General features: G+C 67.6%; 13 protein-coding genes. 12 read left to right on the top strand and 1 reads right to left on the bottom strand.

Annotated features, from left to right (window positions below; genetic code table 11):
• Positions 1–10: 10 nt before the first annotated feature.
• Positions 11–2,044, bottom strand: coding sequence for an N-acetylmuramoyl-L-alanine amidase (locus tag ACFWU2_RS00290; protein ID WP_378598562.1), 2,034 nt, complete (start codon positions 2,042–2,044; stop codon positions 11–13).
• Between the two features lie 291 nt (positions 2,045–2,335).
• Between ACFWU2_RS00290 and ACFWU2_RS00285 the strand changes: the two genes are divergently transcribed.
• The 12 genes from ACFWU2_RS00285 to fadD32 all read left to right on the top strand — a co-directional run bounded on the left by ACFWU2_RS00285 (position 2,336) and on the right by fadD32 (position 18,995).
• On the top strand, positions 2,336–3,895 hold the full coding sequence (locus ACFWU2_RS00285) for a SpoIID/LytB domain-containing protein (RefSeq protein ID WP_378598559.1): 1,560 nt from the start codon (positions 2,336–2,338) through the stop codon (positions 3,893–3,895).
• 125 nt (positions 3,896–4,020) lie between these two features.
• The gene (locus tag ACFWU2_RS00280; protein WP_378598556.1) at positions 4,021–4,776 is read left to right on the top strand and encodes a MerR family transcriptional regulator; all 756 of its coding nucleotides are present in this window, start codon (positions 4,021–4,023) and stop codon (positions 4,774–4,776) included.
• Between the two features lie 73 nt (positions 4,777–4,849).
• Positions 4,850–6,073, top strand: coding sequence for a UDP-galactopyranose mutase (gene glf, locus ACFWU2_RS00275; RefSeq protein WP_378598552.1), 1,224 nt, complete (start codon positions 4,850–4,852; stop codon positions 6,071–6,073).
• Entirely contained in the window at positions 6,070–7,959 is a 1,890-nt protein-coding gene (locus ACFWU2_RS00270; RefSeq protein ID WP_378598549.1) for a glycosyltransferase, read from the top strand. Before glf ends, ACFWU2_RS00270 begins: the two co-directional genes overlap by 4 nt.
• A 58-nt stretch (positions 7,960–8,017) precedes the next feature.
• Positions 8,018–8,515 (top strand): phosphatase PAP2 family protein, encoded by a 498-nt coding sequence (locus ACFWU2_RS00265; RefSeq protein WP_378600141.1) that lies wholly within the window; start codon positions 8,018–8,020, stop codon positions 8,513–8,515.
• The gene (locus tag ACFWU2_RS00260; RefSeq protein ID WP_378598546.1) at positions 8,512–9,417 is read left to right on the top strand and encodes a decaprenyl-phosphate phosphoribosyltransferase; all 906 of its coding nucleotides are present in this window, start codon (positions 8,512–8,514) and stop codon (positions 9,415–9,417) included. Before ACFWU2_RS00265 ends, ACFWU2_RS00260 begins: the two co-directional genes overlap by 4 nt.
• A gap of 118 nt (positions 9,418–9,535) precedes the next feature.
• A complete protein-coding gene (zomB, locus tag ACFWU2_RS00255) occupies positions 9,536–11,380 on the top strand; it encodes a flagellar motor control protein ZomB (RefSeq protein WP_378600137.1) in 1,845 nt (614 codons plus the stop codon).
• Positions 11,381–11,635: 255 nt separating this feature from the next.
• Positions 11,636–12,646, top strand: a complete 1,011-nt coding sequence (locus tag ACFWU2_RS00250) for an alpha/beta hydrolase (protein WP_378598541.1) — start codon at positions 11,636–11,638, stop codon at positions 12,644–12,646.
• Positions 12,647–12,862: 216 nt separating this feature from the next.
• The gene (locus ACFWU2_RS00245) at positions 12,863–14,791 is read left to right on the top strand and encodes an alpha/beta hydrolase-fold protein (protein ID WP_378598538.1); all 1,929 of its coding nucleotides are present in this window, start codon (positions 12,863–12,865) and stop codon (positions 14,789–14,791) included.
• A 135-nt stretch (positions 14,792–14,926) separates the two neighbouring features.
• Positions 14,927–15,472 carry a DUF732 domain-containing protein gene (locus tag ACFWU2_RS00240; RefSeq protein ID WP_378598535.1) on the top strand — a complete coding sequence of 182 codons (546 nt, stop codon included), beginning with the start codon at positions 14,927–14,929 and terminating at the stop codon, positions 15,470–15,472.
• A gap of 14 nt (positions 15,473–15,486) precedes the next feature.
• Entirely contained in the window at positions 15,487–16,446 is a 960-nt protein-coding gene (locus ACFWU2_RS00235; protein WP_378598532.1) for a cutinase family protein, read from the top strand.
• Positions 16,447–17,105: 659 nt separating this feature from the next.
• Positions 17,106–18,995, top strand: coding sequence for a long-chain-fatty-acid--AMP ligase FadD32 (gene fadD32, locus ACFWU2_RS00230; RefSeq protein ID WP_378598529.1), 1,890 nt, complete (start codon positions 17,106–17,108; stop codon positions 18,993–18,995).
• Positions 18,996–19,025: the final 30 nt, after the last annotated feature.

The raw sequence follows: 19,025 nt of genomic DNA, 5'->3' as shown, positions 1-19,025 counted from the left end.
ACGGTGGGCCTCAGCCCACAGGCACCGGTTCGGTTGCCGGTTCCGGCGCGGGCGCACCCTCGGGTGCGGGTACCGCGATGTCGGTCGGCTGATCCTGCATCGACTGCTCGTAGGCGTCGTTGTAGGCGCGCAGCACCTTGGTGACGACCCCGGTGGCCTCGTTGAAGATCAGCGAACCGAACTCGAAGTCCGAACGCCAGCCGTCCGGCACCCGGTACTCGTCACTGGTGGGCAACCCCAGCTCACCAGTGTCGAGTCCGTATTCCTGCCACGCCTTGTAGATCTCGCCGAGCACCGCCCACACCTCGCCACCGGGGGACGAGTAGAGGGCGCCGTTGACGAACCGGGCGTGCTCGAAGCCGCCCTTGGCGGGGGCGATCGGCGACACGGCCGTGCCGAGACGGCCGGTTTCGCCGCCTTCCGCGATCCATTTCCGGGCGAGCGGGTTGTTTTCGGCGAGTCGCATCAGTTCGGCGACCAGATCCTGCACGTTCGCGCCGGTGTCGGCCGAACCGGCCGGCAGCGCGCCGGTGCCCGGTCCGGGACCCGCATCCCGCGGAGGATCGGTCACGACGATCGGCGGCGCGCTCGGCGCGCCCTTCGCGGCGGCCGCGGCGATGTCGCGGATCTTGTTCATCTGCGCGTAGCCGCCGTCGCCCGGGCAACTGGTGTTGCCGACGTCGCGGTGCGCGAAGATGATCGGCAGATCCACCGCTGCACCCCGCGGGTGCGGCGTGAACGACGTGCCCTCCGAGTACATGGTGGTGCGGCCCTTGGGGTCCAGACCGGCTGCGGCGAGCCGCCAGCCGAGGTAGTTGCCCACGTTCTGCACGGTCACGTCCGGCGGTGCGGCCGTGGAGAAGTCGCCCATCATCGCGATGCCGACGGTGTTCTCGTTGAAGCCGCCCGCGTGGGCGCCCTGCACGTTGCGTTCCAGACCGCCCGCACGTCCTTCGAAGATCTGTCCGTATTTGTCGACGAGCACGTTGTACCCGATGTCACACCACCCGAGTGTCTGCGCGTGGTACGCGTAGATGGCGCGGACGATGCCCGCGGATTCCGCCTTCGAGTAGTTGTTGCTGCCCGCGGTGTGGTGCACGGTGGCGCCACCGAGGGAGTCGTCGTACGTCGCGCTCTGGCAGCGCAGCGATTCGTCGGCACCCCACTGCGACCTGCCGATGACTTTCAGGCCCGAGGTGCCGAGCGGTGCCGCGATGTCGTCGAGCCGGCCGTCGGCCTCGCCGGTACCCGGATCGATCAGGACCGCGCTGACGCCTTCCGCAGCCGCGAGCACGGGTTCCTGGCTGCGCAACGGCTTCGACGAGGAGGCGGGAATGTAGCCGAGTTCCGGTGCCGCGCCGCCTGTTTCGGCGACCGGGACCGGCCCTTCGTCGACCGGGGCGGGCGCGTCGGGTGCCGGTGCGTCGGGTGCCGGTGCTTCGGGTGTCTCGGCCGGCGGTGCTTCCGCACCGGCGAGCGCGGGTTCGGGGCCGGGGCGAGGAGTGAGGAGAACCTGCACCGCGCGGGTGACGCCCACGAAGATCGGTTCGGTGCCACGACGCGCGTCGCCGGCGGTGTCGTTGCGGCTCGACTCGAGCGGTTCGGTGGCCGCCCACGGACCCCACGAACCGTCGCCGTTCTGTGCCCGGATCAGCGCGTCGGTGGCGGCGATGTCGTCCGCGGCGAGTGCGACGAGGCTGAACGGCGTCTCACGGGTGAGTTCCTTGACCGTGGCGCCGACACGGGCGATGGGACCGCCGTCGGGATCCGGGGCGGTGGTGATCTGCGGTAATCCGTCGATGATTTCCGCGAGACCGATGTCGGGCAGGTTGAGCCCGGTCAGTTCCTCGAGCGGGATGATCAGGTCCGGTACGGACGCGAGCACCACTTCCGCAATGTCGGGGCTGATGGATTCGACGGAGTCGCTGGTGGCGCGAACTTCCGTCGGGCCGGTGGTGAACCCGGACACGGCAAAGGGTGTGGCGACGGCCAGGGCGGCGACGGCACCCAGGACGATCGACGGCTTAGGGCGGCGATGCGGCACTGTTTGCACTCCCTGTTCGTGTAGATCTGCGGTCTGAGGAGGGGGTCCGATAGGTCGAAATCCTCCATCGCGGACCGCTTCGAGAGAGCGAAATGGCCGCGAATGGTTGCAACTTGTGATGCTGTTGTTTCAGTTGTGACTTGTGTTGCGTTGGTCCGTCACTCTTGTCACACTAGACCCAGGCAACCTTAAGCCTCAACCTGAGCTTGAGGATCGGTCGTAAATGTCCGATCCGGCGATCTACGAGTCCGTGCATCGTCCCGGAAATCGAGAACGAGGGAGCGGAACGCCATGGCACCACAATCCATCGGCCGCAGAGGAAAGATCCGCCGGAGACGATTCGTCATCGGACGACCACTGCGGAACGGGTGGCAGCCCTCCGTGGCTCGTCTCGCGGTGATCGGACTCGCGCCGGCGCTGGTGGTCGGTACGGGTGTGGGCGCGCTCGTGCAGAACCGCTCCGATTCGCTCGGCGTCGTGGAGGCGGTGTCGGCCGACACGCCGTACACCTTCTCCGGTTTCGGTCACGGTCACGGTCGCGGCATGGGCCAGTGGGGAGCCTACGGATACGCCCAGGAAGGCTGGACGGCCGAACGCATCATCGGCCACTACTACGGCGGAACGACGCTCGGCACGATCGACGACTCGATGATCGCGGTGCGGCTCACCGGGCAGGACGACCGCTCACTCGACGTGTACTCCGAGGCAGGTCTGCGTGTCGCGGGGCAACAGTTGGCACCCGGCGAGGCTGCCCACCTCACTCCCACTCCGGGTGGCGGTGCGAACGTCGTCGTCACGACCGGCTGCAGCGGAGAAGTCCTGTGGCAGAGCTCAACCGACGTTCCGTGGGTCGATCCGATCGATCTCGGTGAAGACCGTCCCGCCGGCGAGCACCTCAAGTTGTGCGGGAGCGACACCCCGTACCGCGGAGCCCTCGGCGTGGTGCTCGACGGAGCGGCGGCGCGGACGGTGAACCGCCTGCACGTCGAGGACTATCTCCGCAGCGTCGTCCCGGCGGAGACGCTTCCCGGCTGGGCCGACAGCGGTGGCGCAGAGGCGCTCCGGGCGCAAGCGATCGCGGCACGCTCCTACGCCCTCGCCGAGAAGCGGAACGAACTGTGGCAGACCTGCGACACCACCGACTGCCAGGTGTACACCGGGTCGGCCGCTGAAGACCCCCGCACCGACGACGGTGTCCGCACCACGCGCGGCACGGTGCTGATGAAGGACGGCGCGGTCGTGCGGAGCGAGTTCTCCGCGTCGACCGGCGGGTACAGCGCCGGTGGCACGTTCCCGCCCGTCGAGGATGCGGGCGACAAGGTGGCACCCAACCGGGCGTGGGCGAAGACCCTCACGGCGGGTGAGATCGGCTCCGCCTTCGGCGTGGGTGAACTCCAGGCGTTCGAGGTGCTCGCTCGCAACAACCTCGGTGCAGACGGCGGGCGCGTCACCCGCGTTCGCGTGGTCGGCAGCGACCGCACCATCGAGACGACCGGCGCCGAGGCCCGCGCCAAACTGGGTCTGCGTTCGGACTGGTTCACGATCGCCGAAGGTGCAGATCTGCCGGCCCCGCCGACCACCCCGGCCGCGGAGCCCGGACCCGAAGTCGGTATCGATCCGTTCGGAAGCGGGAACGGCGCGTCGCCCATCGAAGCGAAGTTCTTCGAACTCGGCGGTGTGGAGGGCGTCCTGGGCACTCCTGTCGGTCCGGAGTTGATGCTGCCCGACGAACTGGGCAAGTTCCGGATCTTCACCGGGGGTGCGGTCGTCTGGACACCGGAACTCGGCGCGCAGGTGATCGATGCGAGTTTCCTGAAGGACTGGCTGCCGGGCACGGGTAGTACCGAGTAGCCGGACGCGAACGCCGAAGGGGACGGACCTGACCAGGTCCGTCCCCTTCTTGTATGTCTGCGGGAGGGGTTGACATTGACGCAACGTCAAGACGCACCCTGAAAAGAGCCGAAAGGAGGGCGGAGATGCCTCGCGAATGGTCGATCCAGGAACTGGCCCGGAGCGCCGGTGTCACCAGCCGCACGTTGCGGCACTACGGCGATGTCGGAGTGCTCGTCCCCTGTCGTACCGGCAGCAACGGGATGCGGTTCTACGACGCCGACGCACTCGTCCGGTTGCAGCGCATCCTCCTGCTGCGTGACCTGGGTCTGGGTCTCCCGGCGATCCGGGAGGTCCTCGACGGGCACGACGACACGACGGCAGCGCTGCGGACGCACCTCGAACTGCTCGAACACGAGCGGCGGCAACTCGGCAGGCGCATCGAAGCGGTGCGCAGCACCCTCGCGAAGACGGAAAAAGGAGAAGAGCTCATGGCAGACGAAGTGTTCGACGGTTTCGACCACACGCAGTACCGCGACGAGGTGATCCACCGATGGGGCAAGGACGCGTACGACAACAGTGACCGCTGGTGGCGCGGAATGGGCGAGGACGAACGCGGCGACTGGAAGACTCGCGCCGCGCAACTGTCCGCCGACTGGACCGCAGCGGCAGAGGCCGGCGTGGACCCGGCCGGCCCGGAAGCCCGGGAACTCGCTCGCCGTCACGTCGAGTGGCTGTCCTCGATCCCCGGCACTCCCGGATACGGCACCCCGGAGGGCATCAGCCGGGAGTACGTGCTCGGTCTCGCCGACATGTACGTAGCCGACGAACGGTTCGCCGCGAACTACGGCGGGCCCGCCGGTGCCGAATTCGTGCGCGACACGCTGCATCGATACGTGTGAACGGAGCGTCCGGTCGGTCCGGTGACGGACCGAACCGGCGCGTTCGTACCCCGGTCGCTTACCCTGGTTCTCCGTGACTGCTGCATCAGCGCCCCAGCCCTCCACCGGTGAGTACGACCTGATCGTCGTCGGCTCCGGATTCTTCGGACTGACGATCGCAGAGCGGGCCGCCACGCAGCTCGGCAAGCGAGTTCTCGTCGTCGAGCGCCGCTACCATCTCGGCGGCAATGCGTACTCCGAACCCGAGCCCGAGACAGGCATCGAAATCCACAAGTACGGTGCCCATTTGTTCCACACGTCGAACAAGCGTGTGTGGGACTACGTCAACCAGTTCACCGACTTCACGGGCTACCAGCACCGCGTGTACGCGATGCACAAGGGTCAGGCCTACCAGTTCCCGATGGGGCTCGGCCTCGTCTCCCAGTTCTTCGGCCGCTACTTCACGCCGGACGAGGCGCGCGCCCTGATCAAGGAGCAGGCGTCGGAGATCGACTCCTCCGAGGCGAAGAACCTCGAGGAGAAGGCGATCTCCCTGATCGGCCGTCCGCTGTACGAAGCGTTCGTGCGCGACTACACCGCCAAGCAGTGGCAGACCGACCCGAAGGAACTGCCGGCGGGCAACATCGCCCGGCTCCCGGTCCGGTACACCTTCGACAACCGCTACTTCAACGACACCTACGAAGGTCTGCCGGTCGACGGCTACACCGCGTGGCTCGAAAACATGGCGAAGGACGACCGCATCGAGGTGCGGCTCGACACCGACTGGTTCGAGGTTCGCGACCAGATCCGGGCCGCGAGCCCGGACGCGCCCGTCGTCTACACCGGCCCGCTGGACCGCTACTTCGACGACGTCGAAGGCAAGCTCGGGTGGCGCACCCTCGACTTCGAAACCGAGGTCCTGCGCGACTGCGGTGACTTCCAGGGCACCCCGGTGATGAACTACAACGACGCCGACGTTCCGTACACCCGCATCCACGAGTTCCGGCACTTCCATCCCGAGCGCGAGACGTACCCGGCCGACAAGACGGTCATCATGCGCGAGTTCTCGCGCTTCGCGGGTGACGACGACGAGCCGTACTACCCGATCAACACCTCCGAGGACCGCGCGAAGCTCACCGCCTACCGCGAACTCGCGAAGAAGGAAGCAGCCGAGAACAACGTGTTGTTCGGTGGCCGGCTGGGGACCTACCAGTACCTCGACATGCACATGGCGATCGCCAGCGCGCTGTCGATGTTCGACAATGTCCTCGCGCCGCACTTCGAGTCGGGTGCCCCGATCGCCGGTGACGCGTCATGAGCGTGAGCGAACCGGGCCTGCTCGGTAAAACCCTTCTTCAGCGGATCATCCTGCCCCGGCCGGGTGAACCCCTCGACGTGCGCACCCTGTACCTCGAGGAGTCGCCGACGAACGCCCGTCGTGCCCACGCCACGACCCGCACGACGCTGACCGTCGGCGCCGAGTCGGAGGTGTCTCTGTGCACCTATTTCAACGCGTTCCCGGCAAGCTACTGGCGGCGCTGGAGCACACTGCCGGCGGTGGTGCTGCGCCTCGAGCTGACCGGCCACGGCCGTATCGACATCTACCGCAGCAAGGCCGACGCGAGTCGCATCCACGTCACCGGCAGTGAGTTCTCCGGCGACAAGGTCGTCGTCGAACTCGAGACCGATCTCGGTCCGTTCGAGGACGGCGGCTGGATCTGGTTCGACATCACCACCGACACCGAGGTCACGCTGCACTCCGCGGGCTGGTACTCGCCGGTGGAGGCCGAAGGCCGCGCGTCCGTCGCTGTCGGGATCCCGACGTTCAACCGGCCCGCCGACTGTGTGAAGGCACTGCGGGCGCTCGCGTCCGACCCGCTGGTCATGGATGTCGTCGACGCCGTGATCATTCCGGACCAGGGCACCCGCAAGGTTCGTGACGAACCGGATTTCGCCGAGGCAGCCGCGCCCTTCGGCGACCGGCTCGTCATCCACGACCAGGGAAACCTCGGTGGTTCCGGTGGTTACAGCCGCATCATGTACGAGGCGCTGAAGACCACCGACTCGCCGTTCATTCTGTTCATGGACGACGATATCGAGATCGAACCGGACTCGGTGCTGCGCGCGCTGGCATTGTCGCGCTTCGCGAAGAAGCCCATGCTCGTCGGCGGCCAGATGCTCAACCTGCAGGAACGTAGCCACCTGCACACGATGGGCGAGGTCATCAACCGGGCGAACTTCATGTGGAGTGCCGCTCCGAACGTGGAATACGACCACGACTTCGCCACCAAGCCGTTGCACGACCGCGAGAACTCGAAGCTGCTGCACCGGCGCATCGACGTCGACTTCAACGGCTGGTGGATGTGCATGATCCCGCGGGTCGTCGCGGAGGACATCGGGCAGCCGCTGCCCTTGTTCATCAAGTGGGACGACGCCGAGTACGGGCTGCGCGCCCGCGCCGCCGGCTATCCGACGGTCACCATGCCGGGTGCCGCGATCTGGCACATGGCATGGAGCGACAAGGACGACGCCATCGACTGGCAGGCGTACTTCCACCTGCGAAACCGGCTGGTCGTCGCCGCGATGCACATGGACGGTGACGCCAAGGCCCTCGTGCTGGACACGGTCAAGGCCACGGTCAAGCACCTGGTGTGCCTCGAGTACTCGACGGTCGCGATCCAGAACAAGGCGATCGAAGACTTCCTGGCAGGCCCGGAGCAACTGTTCGGCCTGCTGCCCCGCGCCCTCGGCGAGGTGCACGCGCTGCGGAAGAACTTCTCCGACGCAGTGGTGCTGCCGTCGTCGACAGAATTGCCGATGGCGTCGGGAGCCGAGGTCGGCGCGGTCGGAATCCCCGAAGGCGCGGCCGCGAAGGTCAAGCGTCTCGCCAAGGGTGTGCTGCACAATTTCCGTCCGGAGAACGCCGAGCATCACAACCGTCCCCAGCTCAACGTGCCGACGATCGACGCGCGCTGGTTCCTGCTGTCCCAGGTCGACGGTGTGACCGTCACCACCGCGGACGGCCGGGGCGTCGTCTACCGTAAGCGCGACCGAGCCCAGGCCCAGGCCCTGCTGAGCGAGGCGCTTCGCCTGCGCCGTGAACTTGCGCGCCGGTTCCCCGAAATGAAGAAGCGGTACCGGGACGCGGTTCCCGCCCTGACCAGCAAGGAGGAGTGGGAGCGTGTCTTCGGCGCCGGTAACTAGCGAAACGAATCCGGCCGAGTGCGCTCGCACAGGTCGTTGGAAGAGCACCGACACCGAGATACGGATCCTGCAGACCGTGCAGGCTGCCGTCGGCAGCACCCCGGGCGCCATCTCCGCCGCGCGCGGTCTGTCGCACTTCGGTGAGCACGCGCTCGGCTGGGTCGCCGTCGGCGGACTCGGAGCCGTGGTCGACCGCAAGCGCCGCCGCCAGTGGGCGAGCGTCGCCGTCGGTGCCGTCGGTGCGCACGCCGCCTCGATCGTCATCAAGCGGGTGGTGCGCCGCCGTCGTCCGTCCGACCCGTCGGTGCAGGTCAACGTATCGACGCCGAGCAGGCTGAGTTTCCCGTCGTCACACGCGACCTCCACGACCGCGGCTGCCGTGCTGCTCGCCCGGGTCACCGGGCTACCCTTTCCCGCGGTGCTCGTGCCGCCCATGCTGCTGTCGCGCCTCGTTCTCGGCGTGCACTATCCGACGGACGTCCTGGCCGGCGCGGCACTGGGTGCGGCGTCCGCCGCCGTCGTGGTGCGGGCAGAGAAGAAGTTTGGAGAGCGATGAGCGAGGAACCGGCCCCCGTCAAGGAGGCCCCGAAGACCCTGCCCGCGGGGATCGTCAAAGCGATGCGTCCGCGGCAGTGGGTGAAGAACGTCCTGGTGCTCGCGGCACCGATGGCTGCGGGATCGGTCACGCAGCTGGATGTGCTGTTGCCGGTCGCGCTCGCGTTCGTCGTGTTCTGCATGGCAGCGTCGGGTATCTATCTGGTCAACGACGCGCTCGACGTCGAAGCCGACCGTGCGCACCCCACGAAGCGTTTCCGGCCGATCGCCGCCGGCATCCTGCCGATACGACTCGCCTACATGATCGCGGTGGGCCTTCTGGTCGCGTCGATCCTGCTGTCGTTCCTTGCGAACTGGCAGCTCGCGGTGGTCATGGTCGTCTACATCGGCATCCAGCTCGCGTACTGCTTCGGGCTGAAGCATCAGGCCGTACTCGACATCTGCATCGTCTCGTCGGGATTCCTGATCCGGGCGATCGCGGGCGGTGTCGCGGCGGAGATCCCGCTGTCGCAGTGGTTCCTGCTGATCATGGCGTTCGGATCGCTGTTCATGGCGGCAGGTAAGCGCTACGCCGAGCTCCGGCTCGCGACCCGCACCGGCGCCAAGATCCGCAAGTCGCTCGAGTACTACACCGAGACCTACCTGCGGTTCGTGTGGACAGTGGCCGCGACCGCCGTCGTGATCTGCTACGGCCTGTGGGCGTTCGAGCAGGACAACCGCGCGGACTCGAACTGGTACGCCATCTCGATGGTGCCGTTCGTCGTCGCGATCCTCCGGTACGCGGTGGACGTGGACGGTGGCGAAGCCGGGGAGCCGGAAGAGATCGCCCTGAAGGACCGTGTGCTGCAGTTCCTCGCGGTTGCCTGGATCCTGGTGGTCGGCGGTGCTGTCTACCTCTTCTGACGTCGTGAACGACGTCGACGACAACGCGGCAGGCCGAGCGGGCATCCACCGACCCGGCCTGCCTCGCGGTGTCGCACGGGGAGTGTTCGCCGGGGGAGTGGCCCTCTCGGCACTCCTGATGTTCTGGGGCGCGTGGGACCGCCGGTGGATCGCCGACGACGGCCTGATCGTCCTGCGTACGGTGCGCAACCTGCTTGCCGGATACGGACCGGTGTTCAACGCCGGGGAACGCGTCGAGGCGAACACCTCCACGGCGTGGACGTACATCGTCTACGGCGCCGGATGGCTCACCGGCATCCGCCTCGAGTACGTCGTGCTCGGCCTCGCGCTGGTGCTCTCGACGACTGCGGTCGTCCTGGCGATGCTCGGCGCGGCGCGGTTGTACCGGTGGCGCATGCGTGCCGCGACGGGCACGGTTCTGCTGTTGCCTGCCGGTGTGCTCGTCTACATCGCGGTGCCTCCGGCCCGGGACTTCGCGACATCCGGGCTCGAAACCTGCCTGGTGATCTGCTGGCTCGCGCTGGTGTGGTTGCTCATGGTCCGGTGGGCAACCCCCGATCCCGCCGGGAAGCGGGCTCTGCCGGGGACCGTGGGGAACCTGGGAACGGCGTTCGTCGCCGGCCTCGGTCCGCTGGTACGCCCCGAATTGGCGATCGTCGCGGGTCTGACTCTCGCTCTGCTCTTCCTCGCGGACGGCCTGACCTGGCGGATCCGCGCTGCGATGGTCGCGGTCGCGGGTCTGGTGCCGGTGGTCTACCAGATCTGGCGAATGGGCTACTACGGCCTGCCGTACCCGAACACCGCGGTGTCCAAGGACGCGGGCGGTGCGAAGTGGACACAGGGCTTCGACTACCTCGCCAACCTGGTCGTGCCGTACCTGCTCTGGCTGCCGCTGTTGTTCCTCGTCGCGGTGACCGTCGTGGTGATGCTGTCCACCCGTCGCGGTACCGGAATCCGCGTTGCCGGTAACCGTGAGAGGTTCCCGGCGAAGGGAACCGACGTGCGGACCCTGCTCACGACGGGACAACGAGCACTGCGCACGCCCACGGCCGTGGTCGTGCTGGTGGTCGTGTCCGGTGTCCTGCTCCTGCTGTATTCGCTGCGCGTGGGCGGCGACTTCATGCACGGCCGTGTGCTGCTCCCGCCCCTGTTCTGCCTGCTGCTGCCCGTAGCGGTGATCCCGCTCCGGGTCCCCGACCGGTCCGAACTCGGAAACAACCGCCGGACCCGCGTGGCCGGCGCGGTCGCGGTGCTCTGGGTCGGCACGGTGGTCTGGGCGTTGTTCGCGTCGAACACGACGGGCATGCCGGAGGGCGCGGTGGTCGGCCGATCCGGCATCGTCGACGAGCGGGCGTTCTACTCCCTCAACACCGGGCATCTCCACCCGATCCGGGCCGAGGACTACCTCGACTACCCGAGGATGCGCGCGATGGTCTCGACGATCGCGGATACGCCGAACGGTGGCCTGCTGCTGCCCACACCGTCGTACGACGCGTGGGACGTCGTCCCGCCCCCGGAACCCATTCCGCCGGGCGGAGCGGGGCACACGGTCTTTTTCCTCAACCTGGGCATGACGAGCATGAATGTCGGGCTCGACGTCCGGGTCGTCGATCAGATGGGCCTGGCCTATCCGCTCGCCGCGCACACCGAGCGCCTCGAGGACGGCCGGATCGGGCACGACAAGATCCTGTATCCGGACTGGGTCGTCGCCGAGTCGGGGATGGTCGACGTGTATCCCTGGCTGCCCGGTTATCTCGACGAGGAGTGGGTGGCGATGGCCAAGCTCGCGCTCACCTGCCCCGAGACGCGGGAGTTGCTGGATTCGTCCGGTGCCGAGCTGACCTGGCCGCTGTTCAAGCGGAATCTGCGGAACGCGTTCGAGTACGCGGGGTACCGGATCGAGCGGGTGCCGGAGTACGAAATCCAGCGGTGCGACTTGCCGATGCCGTCCGCAGGTGGATGACCGAGTTGGCTTGAACTTCAGGTCTCGCTAGTATCACGGCATATTACGGTCGGATAACGGCGAGAACGGTCGCCACGGCACGTCGGTCTACGCAAGCCCAGGACCTCAGAAATCGGGGTTTGTCAGAGATCACGCCGTCCTTTACAGTCTTGACCGCAGTGTGACTTGTGGCGACCGCCCGCCGGTCGTCGAACGCCGGGTATTCACGGGGGACGCGAACGCGGACGCCGCTGATCGAGAAAGTGAGCATTGTTCATGCGTTTTGTCCCCAGGTTGTCGCAGGGCCTTCGTCGGCGCCTGCTCGGCACCGCCGCCGTGGCGCTGGTATTGCCCGTTGCCGCCGGTGTAGCCGGAACCTCCGCGGCTGTCGCCGCACCGGCCCAGAGCGCCCCGGTCTCGCACCGTGCGCCGGCCGGCGGATTCGAAGAGGTTTTCGTCGATTCCGACATGGGCCCGATCAAGGTTCAGATCCAGTGGGCAGCCCGTGGCGGTGATGCGGCTCTCTACATGCTCGACGGATTGCGCGCCCGCGACGACGCCAACGCGTGGACGTTCGAGACGAATGCTCTCCAGCAGTTCGGCAACGACAACGTCAGCTTGGTCATGCCGGTCGGCGGCCAGGCGAGCTTCTACACCGACTGGTACTCGCCCAGCAATCTGAACAGCCAGGACATCACCTACAAGTGGGAGACGTTCCTGACCCAGCAGCTGCCCGACTACCTCGCCACCCGTGGCGTCTCGCGCAGCAACAACGGCATCCTCGGCCTCTCGATGGGCGGCTCCGCTGCTCTGACGCTGGCTGCCTACCACCGCGACCAGTTCAAGTTCGCGTCGTCGCTCTCGGGTTACCTGAACCTGTCGGCTCCCGGCATGCGTGAGGCCATCCGCGTCGCGATGCTCGACGCCGGACGCTTCAACGTCGACGCGATGTGGGGCCCGCCGTGGAGCCCGTCCTGGCTGCGCAACGACCCGTTCGTGTTCGCCCCGAAGCTCGAGGGCCTGTCTCTCTACATCTCGGCGGCGAGCGGCCTGCCCGGCCAGCACGACAACCCGGAAGGCTTCGTCGGCTTCTACAACACGGCGAACGCCATGGGCCTCGAGGCTCTGTCGCTGGTCCAGACCCGCGCCTTCCAGGTCAAGCTGGCTGCCCTCGGTATCCCGGCCACCTTCGAGTTCCCGGCACGCGGCACCCATGCGTGGAAGTACTGGGAAGACGAGCTGTGGAAGGCTCGCCCGCAGATCCTCGAGGCGCTCAACGCCTTCTGATCTCCCCGTAGAGATCCGGTAGCACTGCTCCTCACAGCGCCGCTCACCACCGTTCGGTGGTGGGCGGCGCTGCGTTTTCTGTAACAATTTTCCCATCAGTCACAGCGCGGCACCCGCGCGACCGACGCGCTTACGTGTACAAACAAGGTTCGGGACGGGGGACATCCGGCACAGCAGCGCCCGTGTGTGGGCGCCCGGTAACGCAGGAAGCGAGCGATGCAGATGCGAACCCAGCTTGGCGGTCACCGGAGCAGATCGAGCGGCAGCGCACGACCCGAGAGCGGCGGCACACGTTCCGCGGGACGTGGGAAGCGGCGTGCACTCGGCCTGCTCGCGGCCGCGCTCGTGGCACCGCTCGCAGCTGGGATGACCACGGTGTCGGTCGCCTCCGCGGAACCTCTCGCGACCCAAGCCGACCCTGTCGGCCAGAACCCGGCGGGTGCGACGGTGCGTGCGGTCGACTGGCTCACGGACCGCCGCGTGGCGCTGTGGATCGACTCCCCGTCGATGGGAACACCCATCCAGGTGCAGATGCTCCTCGCCCGCGACTGGAACATCGCGCCGGAGAAGCGCTTTCCGTCCGTCTTCATGCTCGACGGCATGCGCGCCCGCGACGACCAGAGCGGCTGGACCCTCGAAACCGACGCGGAGGCGTTCTTCGCCGACAAGAACGTCAACGTCGTCCTTCCGGTCGGCGGCCAGTCCAGCTTCTACTCGGACTGGGTGGACCAGAACAACGGCCAGAACTACAAGTGGGAGACGTTCCTGACGAAGGAACTCCCACCGATCCTCGAGAAGGACTGGCGCGCCACGGACAAGCGCGGTGTCGTCGGCCTCTCGATGGGCGGTACTGCCGCGATGTTCCTCCCCGCACGTAACCCCGGTTTCGCGCAGTTCGCCGCATCGCTTTCGGGCATCCTCACCACCACGACCCTCGGCATGCCCGAGGCCATCCACTACGCGATGCAGGATGCGGGCGGCTTCGACTCGGAGGCGATGTGGGGTGAACCCGGCGGCGAGGGCTGGGAGGCGCACGACCCGTATCTCCTCGCCGACAAGCTGCGAGGCGTGAGCCTGTACGTGTCGAGCGGAAGCGGCACTGCCGGTCCGTACGACGACCCGGCGAGCGTTCCCGGCGTCAGTACCAATTACGCGGGCATGGGCCTCGAGATCTTGTCGCGTCTGACGTCCCAGGCCTTCGCGACGAAGCTGAAGAAGACCGGTATCCCGGCGCAGATCGTGTACCGGCCCTCGGGCACTCACACGTGGAAGTACTGGGAATTCGAGCTGCACCAGTTGTGGCCGCAACTCGCGAACACACTCGGTGTCGAGGTGGAGAAGCCGGCATGCGCGCCCGCCGGAGCCATCGCAGACGTTGCCGGTGCCGGCCCGTGGCTGGGCGACTGCCTCACCGCCGAATACCCGGTTGCCGGTGGCACCGTGCAGGACTTCCGCTTCGGGCGGGTCTTCTCGTCCGACGGCGTCACCGTCCCGGTCGCCGGCGCGATCGGCGGTGTCTACCAGGGCAACGGCGGACCGGCGGGAGCGCTCGGTTACCCGACCACCGAGGAACGCGGCACCGCGGACGGTCGCGGACGGTTCAACCACTTCCGCAACGGCGCGATCTACTGGACTCCCGAACACGGCGCGCGTCCGGTGCGCGGCGCGATCCTCGAAGAGTGGAAGCGCCAGGGCTGGGAAGGTGGCCCCCTCGGTTACCCGGTCCTCGACGAGGCGCGAACCCCCGACGGCCGCGGTGTCGTGCAGGGCTTCGAGATCGGGGCGATGTATTGGTCGGAGCAAACCGGCGCGCACGCGGTCCAGGGCATGATCATGGACAAGTACGGTCAGCTCGGATACGAGGGCGGAGCGCTCGGGTACCCGACCTCGAGCGAGCAGGTCGTCAAGGACAACGGTCGCGTCGCCGACTTCGAGAACGGCCGCATCTACTGGAGCCAGCCCACCGGAGCGTGGCCCGTGCGCGGCAAGGTCCTCGAGGCGTGGGTCACAGAGGGTGCCGAGAACGGCCGCCTGGGTTATCCCGTCGGCGACGAGTTCCCGGCCGAGGGTGGACGCGGTGTCCAGCAGAACTTCCAGAACGGCTTCGTCACCGTCGACGGTGACGCGGTCACGCTGCACCCGTAACCCGCCGGGGGACTACTACTCCCGCACGCGCGGCCGTACGGAGCGAGGCGCTCCGTACGGCCGCGCGTGCGCTATGTAGCCTGGGGCACACCCTGTTCCAGTTCTGCTCGATACCGGATGTGAGGACACCACCACATGCCTGCACGGACCCGCTCGCGCTCCACCCGCGTCTTCGGCGCACTCGCCGCGGCAATCGCCGCCACCGCAGTTCTGTCCGCCTGCGGAAGCGACGACTCCACCGCCACGAGCACACCCACGACGACGAGTGTGACGACATCGACCAGCACGGTGTCCCCGACCGACGAGGCGGACGAGACCAGCGCGGGCGAGACCTCGAGCACCACTGCGAGTGGTGACGAGTCCGCACCGCCCGCCGCGACGCCGGCACCCGGCGGCGGGGCGCCCGGCGGAGTGCCCGCTCCCACCGCGGAAGGCGACGAGTTCCTCGCCGCGCTGCGCGCCGAGGGTGTCGAGCCGTCCGACGAGGCCGGCGCGATCAGCATCGCGGACTACATCTGCAGCGCTCAGGCGCAGGGTGGCTCCCCGTCCGAGGTGAAGACGTTCGTCACCGCCCTGGTCGGCAGCGAGTCGGTCACCTCCGGCGGCGAGATCACCGAGGAACAGGCCGCTGCCACGGCGGATACCTACATCGCCGTCGCGGGCGACACGTACTGCAGCTAGGAAGGGTCGGCACGATGGTCAGGACGAAGCAGCGCCGTAGCGGGCGCAAAATCGTGGTTCTGGGGGCGCTGCTCCTCCTGGCCGTCGTGCTGGTGCTCTGGTACCTGCTTGCGGGACGGCTCGATCCGCCGGGCCCGACTCCACCGCCGGGTCCCGACGACACGCAGTCGCAGCCGGCATCGTGCCCGGATGTGCAGGTTGTCAGCGTGCCGGGGACGTGGGAGTCGGCGATCGGGGACGATCCCTACAACCCGACCGCAAACCCCATGTCGTTGATGCTCAACGTGACGCGCCCGCTCCAAGAGCGGTTCGATCCTCAGCGTGCGGACGTGTACACCGTCCCGTACGTCGCTCAGTTCTCGAACCCGATCGCCATTCCCCCGGACGGTCAGCAGTCCTACAACAACAGTCGCGGCGCGGGTACGGCGGCGACCACCGAGTTCCTGTCGCAGCGCTTCGCCGAATGCCCGCTCACGAGCTATGTGCTCACCGGCTTTTCGCAGGGCGCGGTGATCGTGGGTGACGTAGCGGCGCAGATCGGTGCCGGCAACGGTCCGGTTCCGGCCGATCGTGTCCTCGGGGTCTCGCTGATCGCGGACGGCCGGCGCGACGGCGTGTCGGGAACCGACATCGGAGCCCCCGTCGCGGGAGTGGGCGCGGAACTGTCGCTCGCCGGCCTGCGACTGCCGGGCATCACCATGACGGGCGAACGTCCGGGCGGTTTCGGTGCGCTCGACGACCGCACGGTGCAGATCTGCGCGCCGACCGACAGCATCTGCGACGCCCCTGCGAACGCGTTCAATCCGTCGAACTGGGCGACTGCGGCGCCGCGCATCCTCGAATACGTGAACAACCCGATCCATGCGCAGTACAACTCGTATGTCGTCGACGAGAACGGGACCACCGCGCCGCAGTGGATCACGTCCTGGGCGACCGATTTGATCGAATCCGCCCCGCACCCTGCCGAGGAGTGAGCTTCCTCGAGGGTTACTCGCCAGTAGTGTCGGTCGTCACCACCGAGTGCAACGGTGCGACCGTCGGCCTCTAGACTCATCCCTCGGCCAGCACGCCCGGCCGGTCCGGGACGCGCGGTTCGCGATGACTGCCACAGGAGAAGAGGTCCGATGGGTGCCAGCGACGGAGCGGCGAATACCCGCCCGGCGATGGGGCGTACCCGCACCGGCGACCTCGGCCTCCCCCGGGTTCCGATGATCCACGTCACCACCACGTCGTCCGCGCGTCTGCGCGTCGATATCGGTCCGGCGCGCCGGGCGCACGTTTCGGGCGGGCCGAGGCGGGTACTGCGCAGGTCGGTGGATGACACCGGCACGCATACCGGGCCCGGGACCCCTGCGGAAAGGGCGCCGAATGTGCACAGCGGGTCGGCGATGTCGTATGTTGGTGGCTTCCCGAAGGGGACGGAAGTGCCGGTCCCGTCGATTCCGGTATTCGTGGGGTGGGTAAGCGATGCCGATCTGTAACATATCCGTGACCTCGGACCGATGAACACCTTCGGTGAGTCGTACGCAGATGCTGTTCGCGGTGTTCGAGGAGATGATCTGGCAGCGCAAGAAAGAGTTAGGGGCGCAACCATGTCGAGTGGTTGTGGGATCGCTTCGACAGGGAGAAGGAATTGAGCGTCGGGTTCGAAGAGTTCATCGATGAAAACGGCCGGATCAGATTGCCGGAGGGAAACACGCTGCTCGATCACCTCGAGCAGAACGTGGCGTCCAACGGTGACGAGACGGCTTACCGCTACATCGACTACTCGCGGGAACGGGACGGTGAGGTCCACGAACTGACGTGGAACCAATTCGGCGTCCGGCTCAAGGCCATCGCCGCGCGATTGCAGCAGGTCACCGATCCGGGCGACCGGGTAGCGATCCTCGCCCCTCAGGGCCTCGACTACGTGGTCTCCTTCTTCGCCGCGATCTACGCGGGCGTCATCGCCGTGCCGCTGTTCGATCCGGACGAGCCAGGCCACACGGACCGGCTGCACGCCGTTCTGGGCGACTGCACTCCGAGCGCCATCCTCACCGCCACCTCGTCTGCCGCGGGCGTCCGGCAGTTCTTCCGCCCGCTCCCCGCCGCGCAGCGCCCCCGGGTGATCGCCGTCGACGCGATCCCCGACACGCTCGCGGACTCGTGGACCAGTCCCGCGGTTTCCACCGACGACATCGCGTACCTGCAGTACACGTCGGGCTCGACGCGCGTTCCCGCCGGCGTGGAGATCACCCACCGCTCGGTGCTGACCAACGTCATCCAGATGGCCGATTCGATCGAGCTCAACGAGACCTCGCGCGGCGTGACCTGGCTGCCGCTGTTCCACGACATGGGCCTGCTGACGGTGATCCTGCCCGCGATCGGCGGAAAGTACATCACGATCATGAGCCCGCGCGCGTTCGTCGCGCGGCCCGGCCGCTGGATCCGCGAGCTCGCTGCGGTGTCCGACGGTGCCGGCACGTTCGCCGCCGCCCCCAACTTCGCGTTCGAGCACGCCGCCGCCCGTGGGCTGCCGAAGGACGGCGAGAAACTCGACCTGAGCAACGTCATCGGGCTGATCAACGGCAGTGAGCCGGTGACCACGTCGTCGATGCGGAAGTTCAACGAGGCGTTCGCGCCGTACGGCCTGCCCAAGACCGCGATCAAACCGTCGTACGGGATGGCCGAGGCGACGCTGTTCGTCTCGTCCACCAAGCACAGCGACGAAGCGAAGGTCATCCACGTCGACCGCGACGAACTCAACCGCGGCCGGATCGTGCGCGTCGACCGCGACGCCGAGAACGCGATCCCGCAGGTGTCCTGTGGGTTCGTGTCGATCAGCCAGTGGGCCGCGATCGTCGACGCCGAGACCGGCGCCGAAGTTCCGGACGAGCATGTCGGCGAAATCTGGCTGCGCGGCGACAACGTCGGCATCGGTTACTGGGGTCGCAAGAAGGAAACCGACGAGACCTTCCACAACAAGATCACGCAGCGGCTTCCCGAGGGCAGCCACGCCGAGGGCACTCCCGACGACGCCAAGTGGCTCCGCACGGGCGACTACGGCGTGTACATCGACGGCGAGCTGTACATCACCGGTCGCGTCAAGGACCTCGTCATCGTCGACGGCCGCAATCACTACCCGCAGGACCTCGAGTACTCGGCTCAGGAGGCCAGCCCCGCGCTGCGCCCCGGGTTCGTGGCCGCGTTCGCGGTTCCGGCCAACCAGCTCCCGCAGGTGGTGTTCGAGAACGCCGCCTCGGGCCTCGAGTTCGATGCGGACGATTCGTCCGAGCAACTCGTCGTCGTCGCCGAGCGTGCACCGGGTGCGGGCAAGGTCGACCCGCAGCCGGTCGCGGATGCCGTGCGCGCCGCGATCTCGGCACGCCACGGCGTGACCGCGCGCGACGTGCTGCTCGTTCCTGCCGGTTCCATCCCGCGTACTTCCAGCGGAAAGATCGCACGGCGCGCCTGCAAGGCCGCCTACATCGAGGGAACGCTGCGCGGTGGTCACCAGCAGCAGGCGTTCCCCGACAGCGTGTGAAGAAATGTTCTTGTTCCCGGGTAGCGTGGT

The organism is Rhodococcus sp. NPDC058639, from assembly GCF_042717545.1.
In the GTDB taxonomy this organism is placed as follows: Bacteria; Actinomycetota; Actinomycetes; order Mycobacteriales; family Mycobacteriaceae; genus Rhodococcus.
The sequence above is the reverse complement of the archived record's forward strand: the minus strand, read 5'-3'. Positions and strand labels throughout refer to the sequence as shown.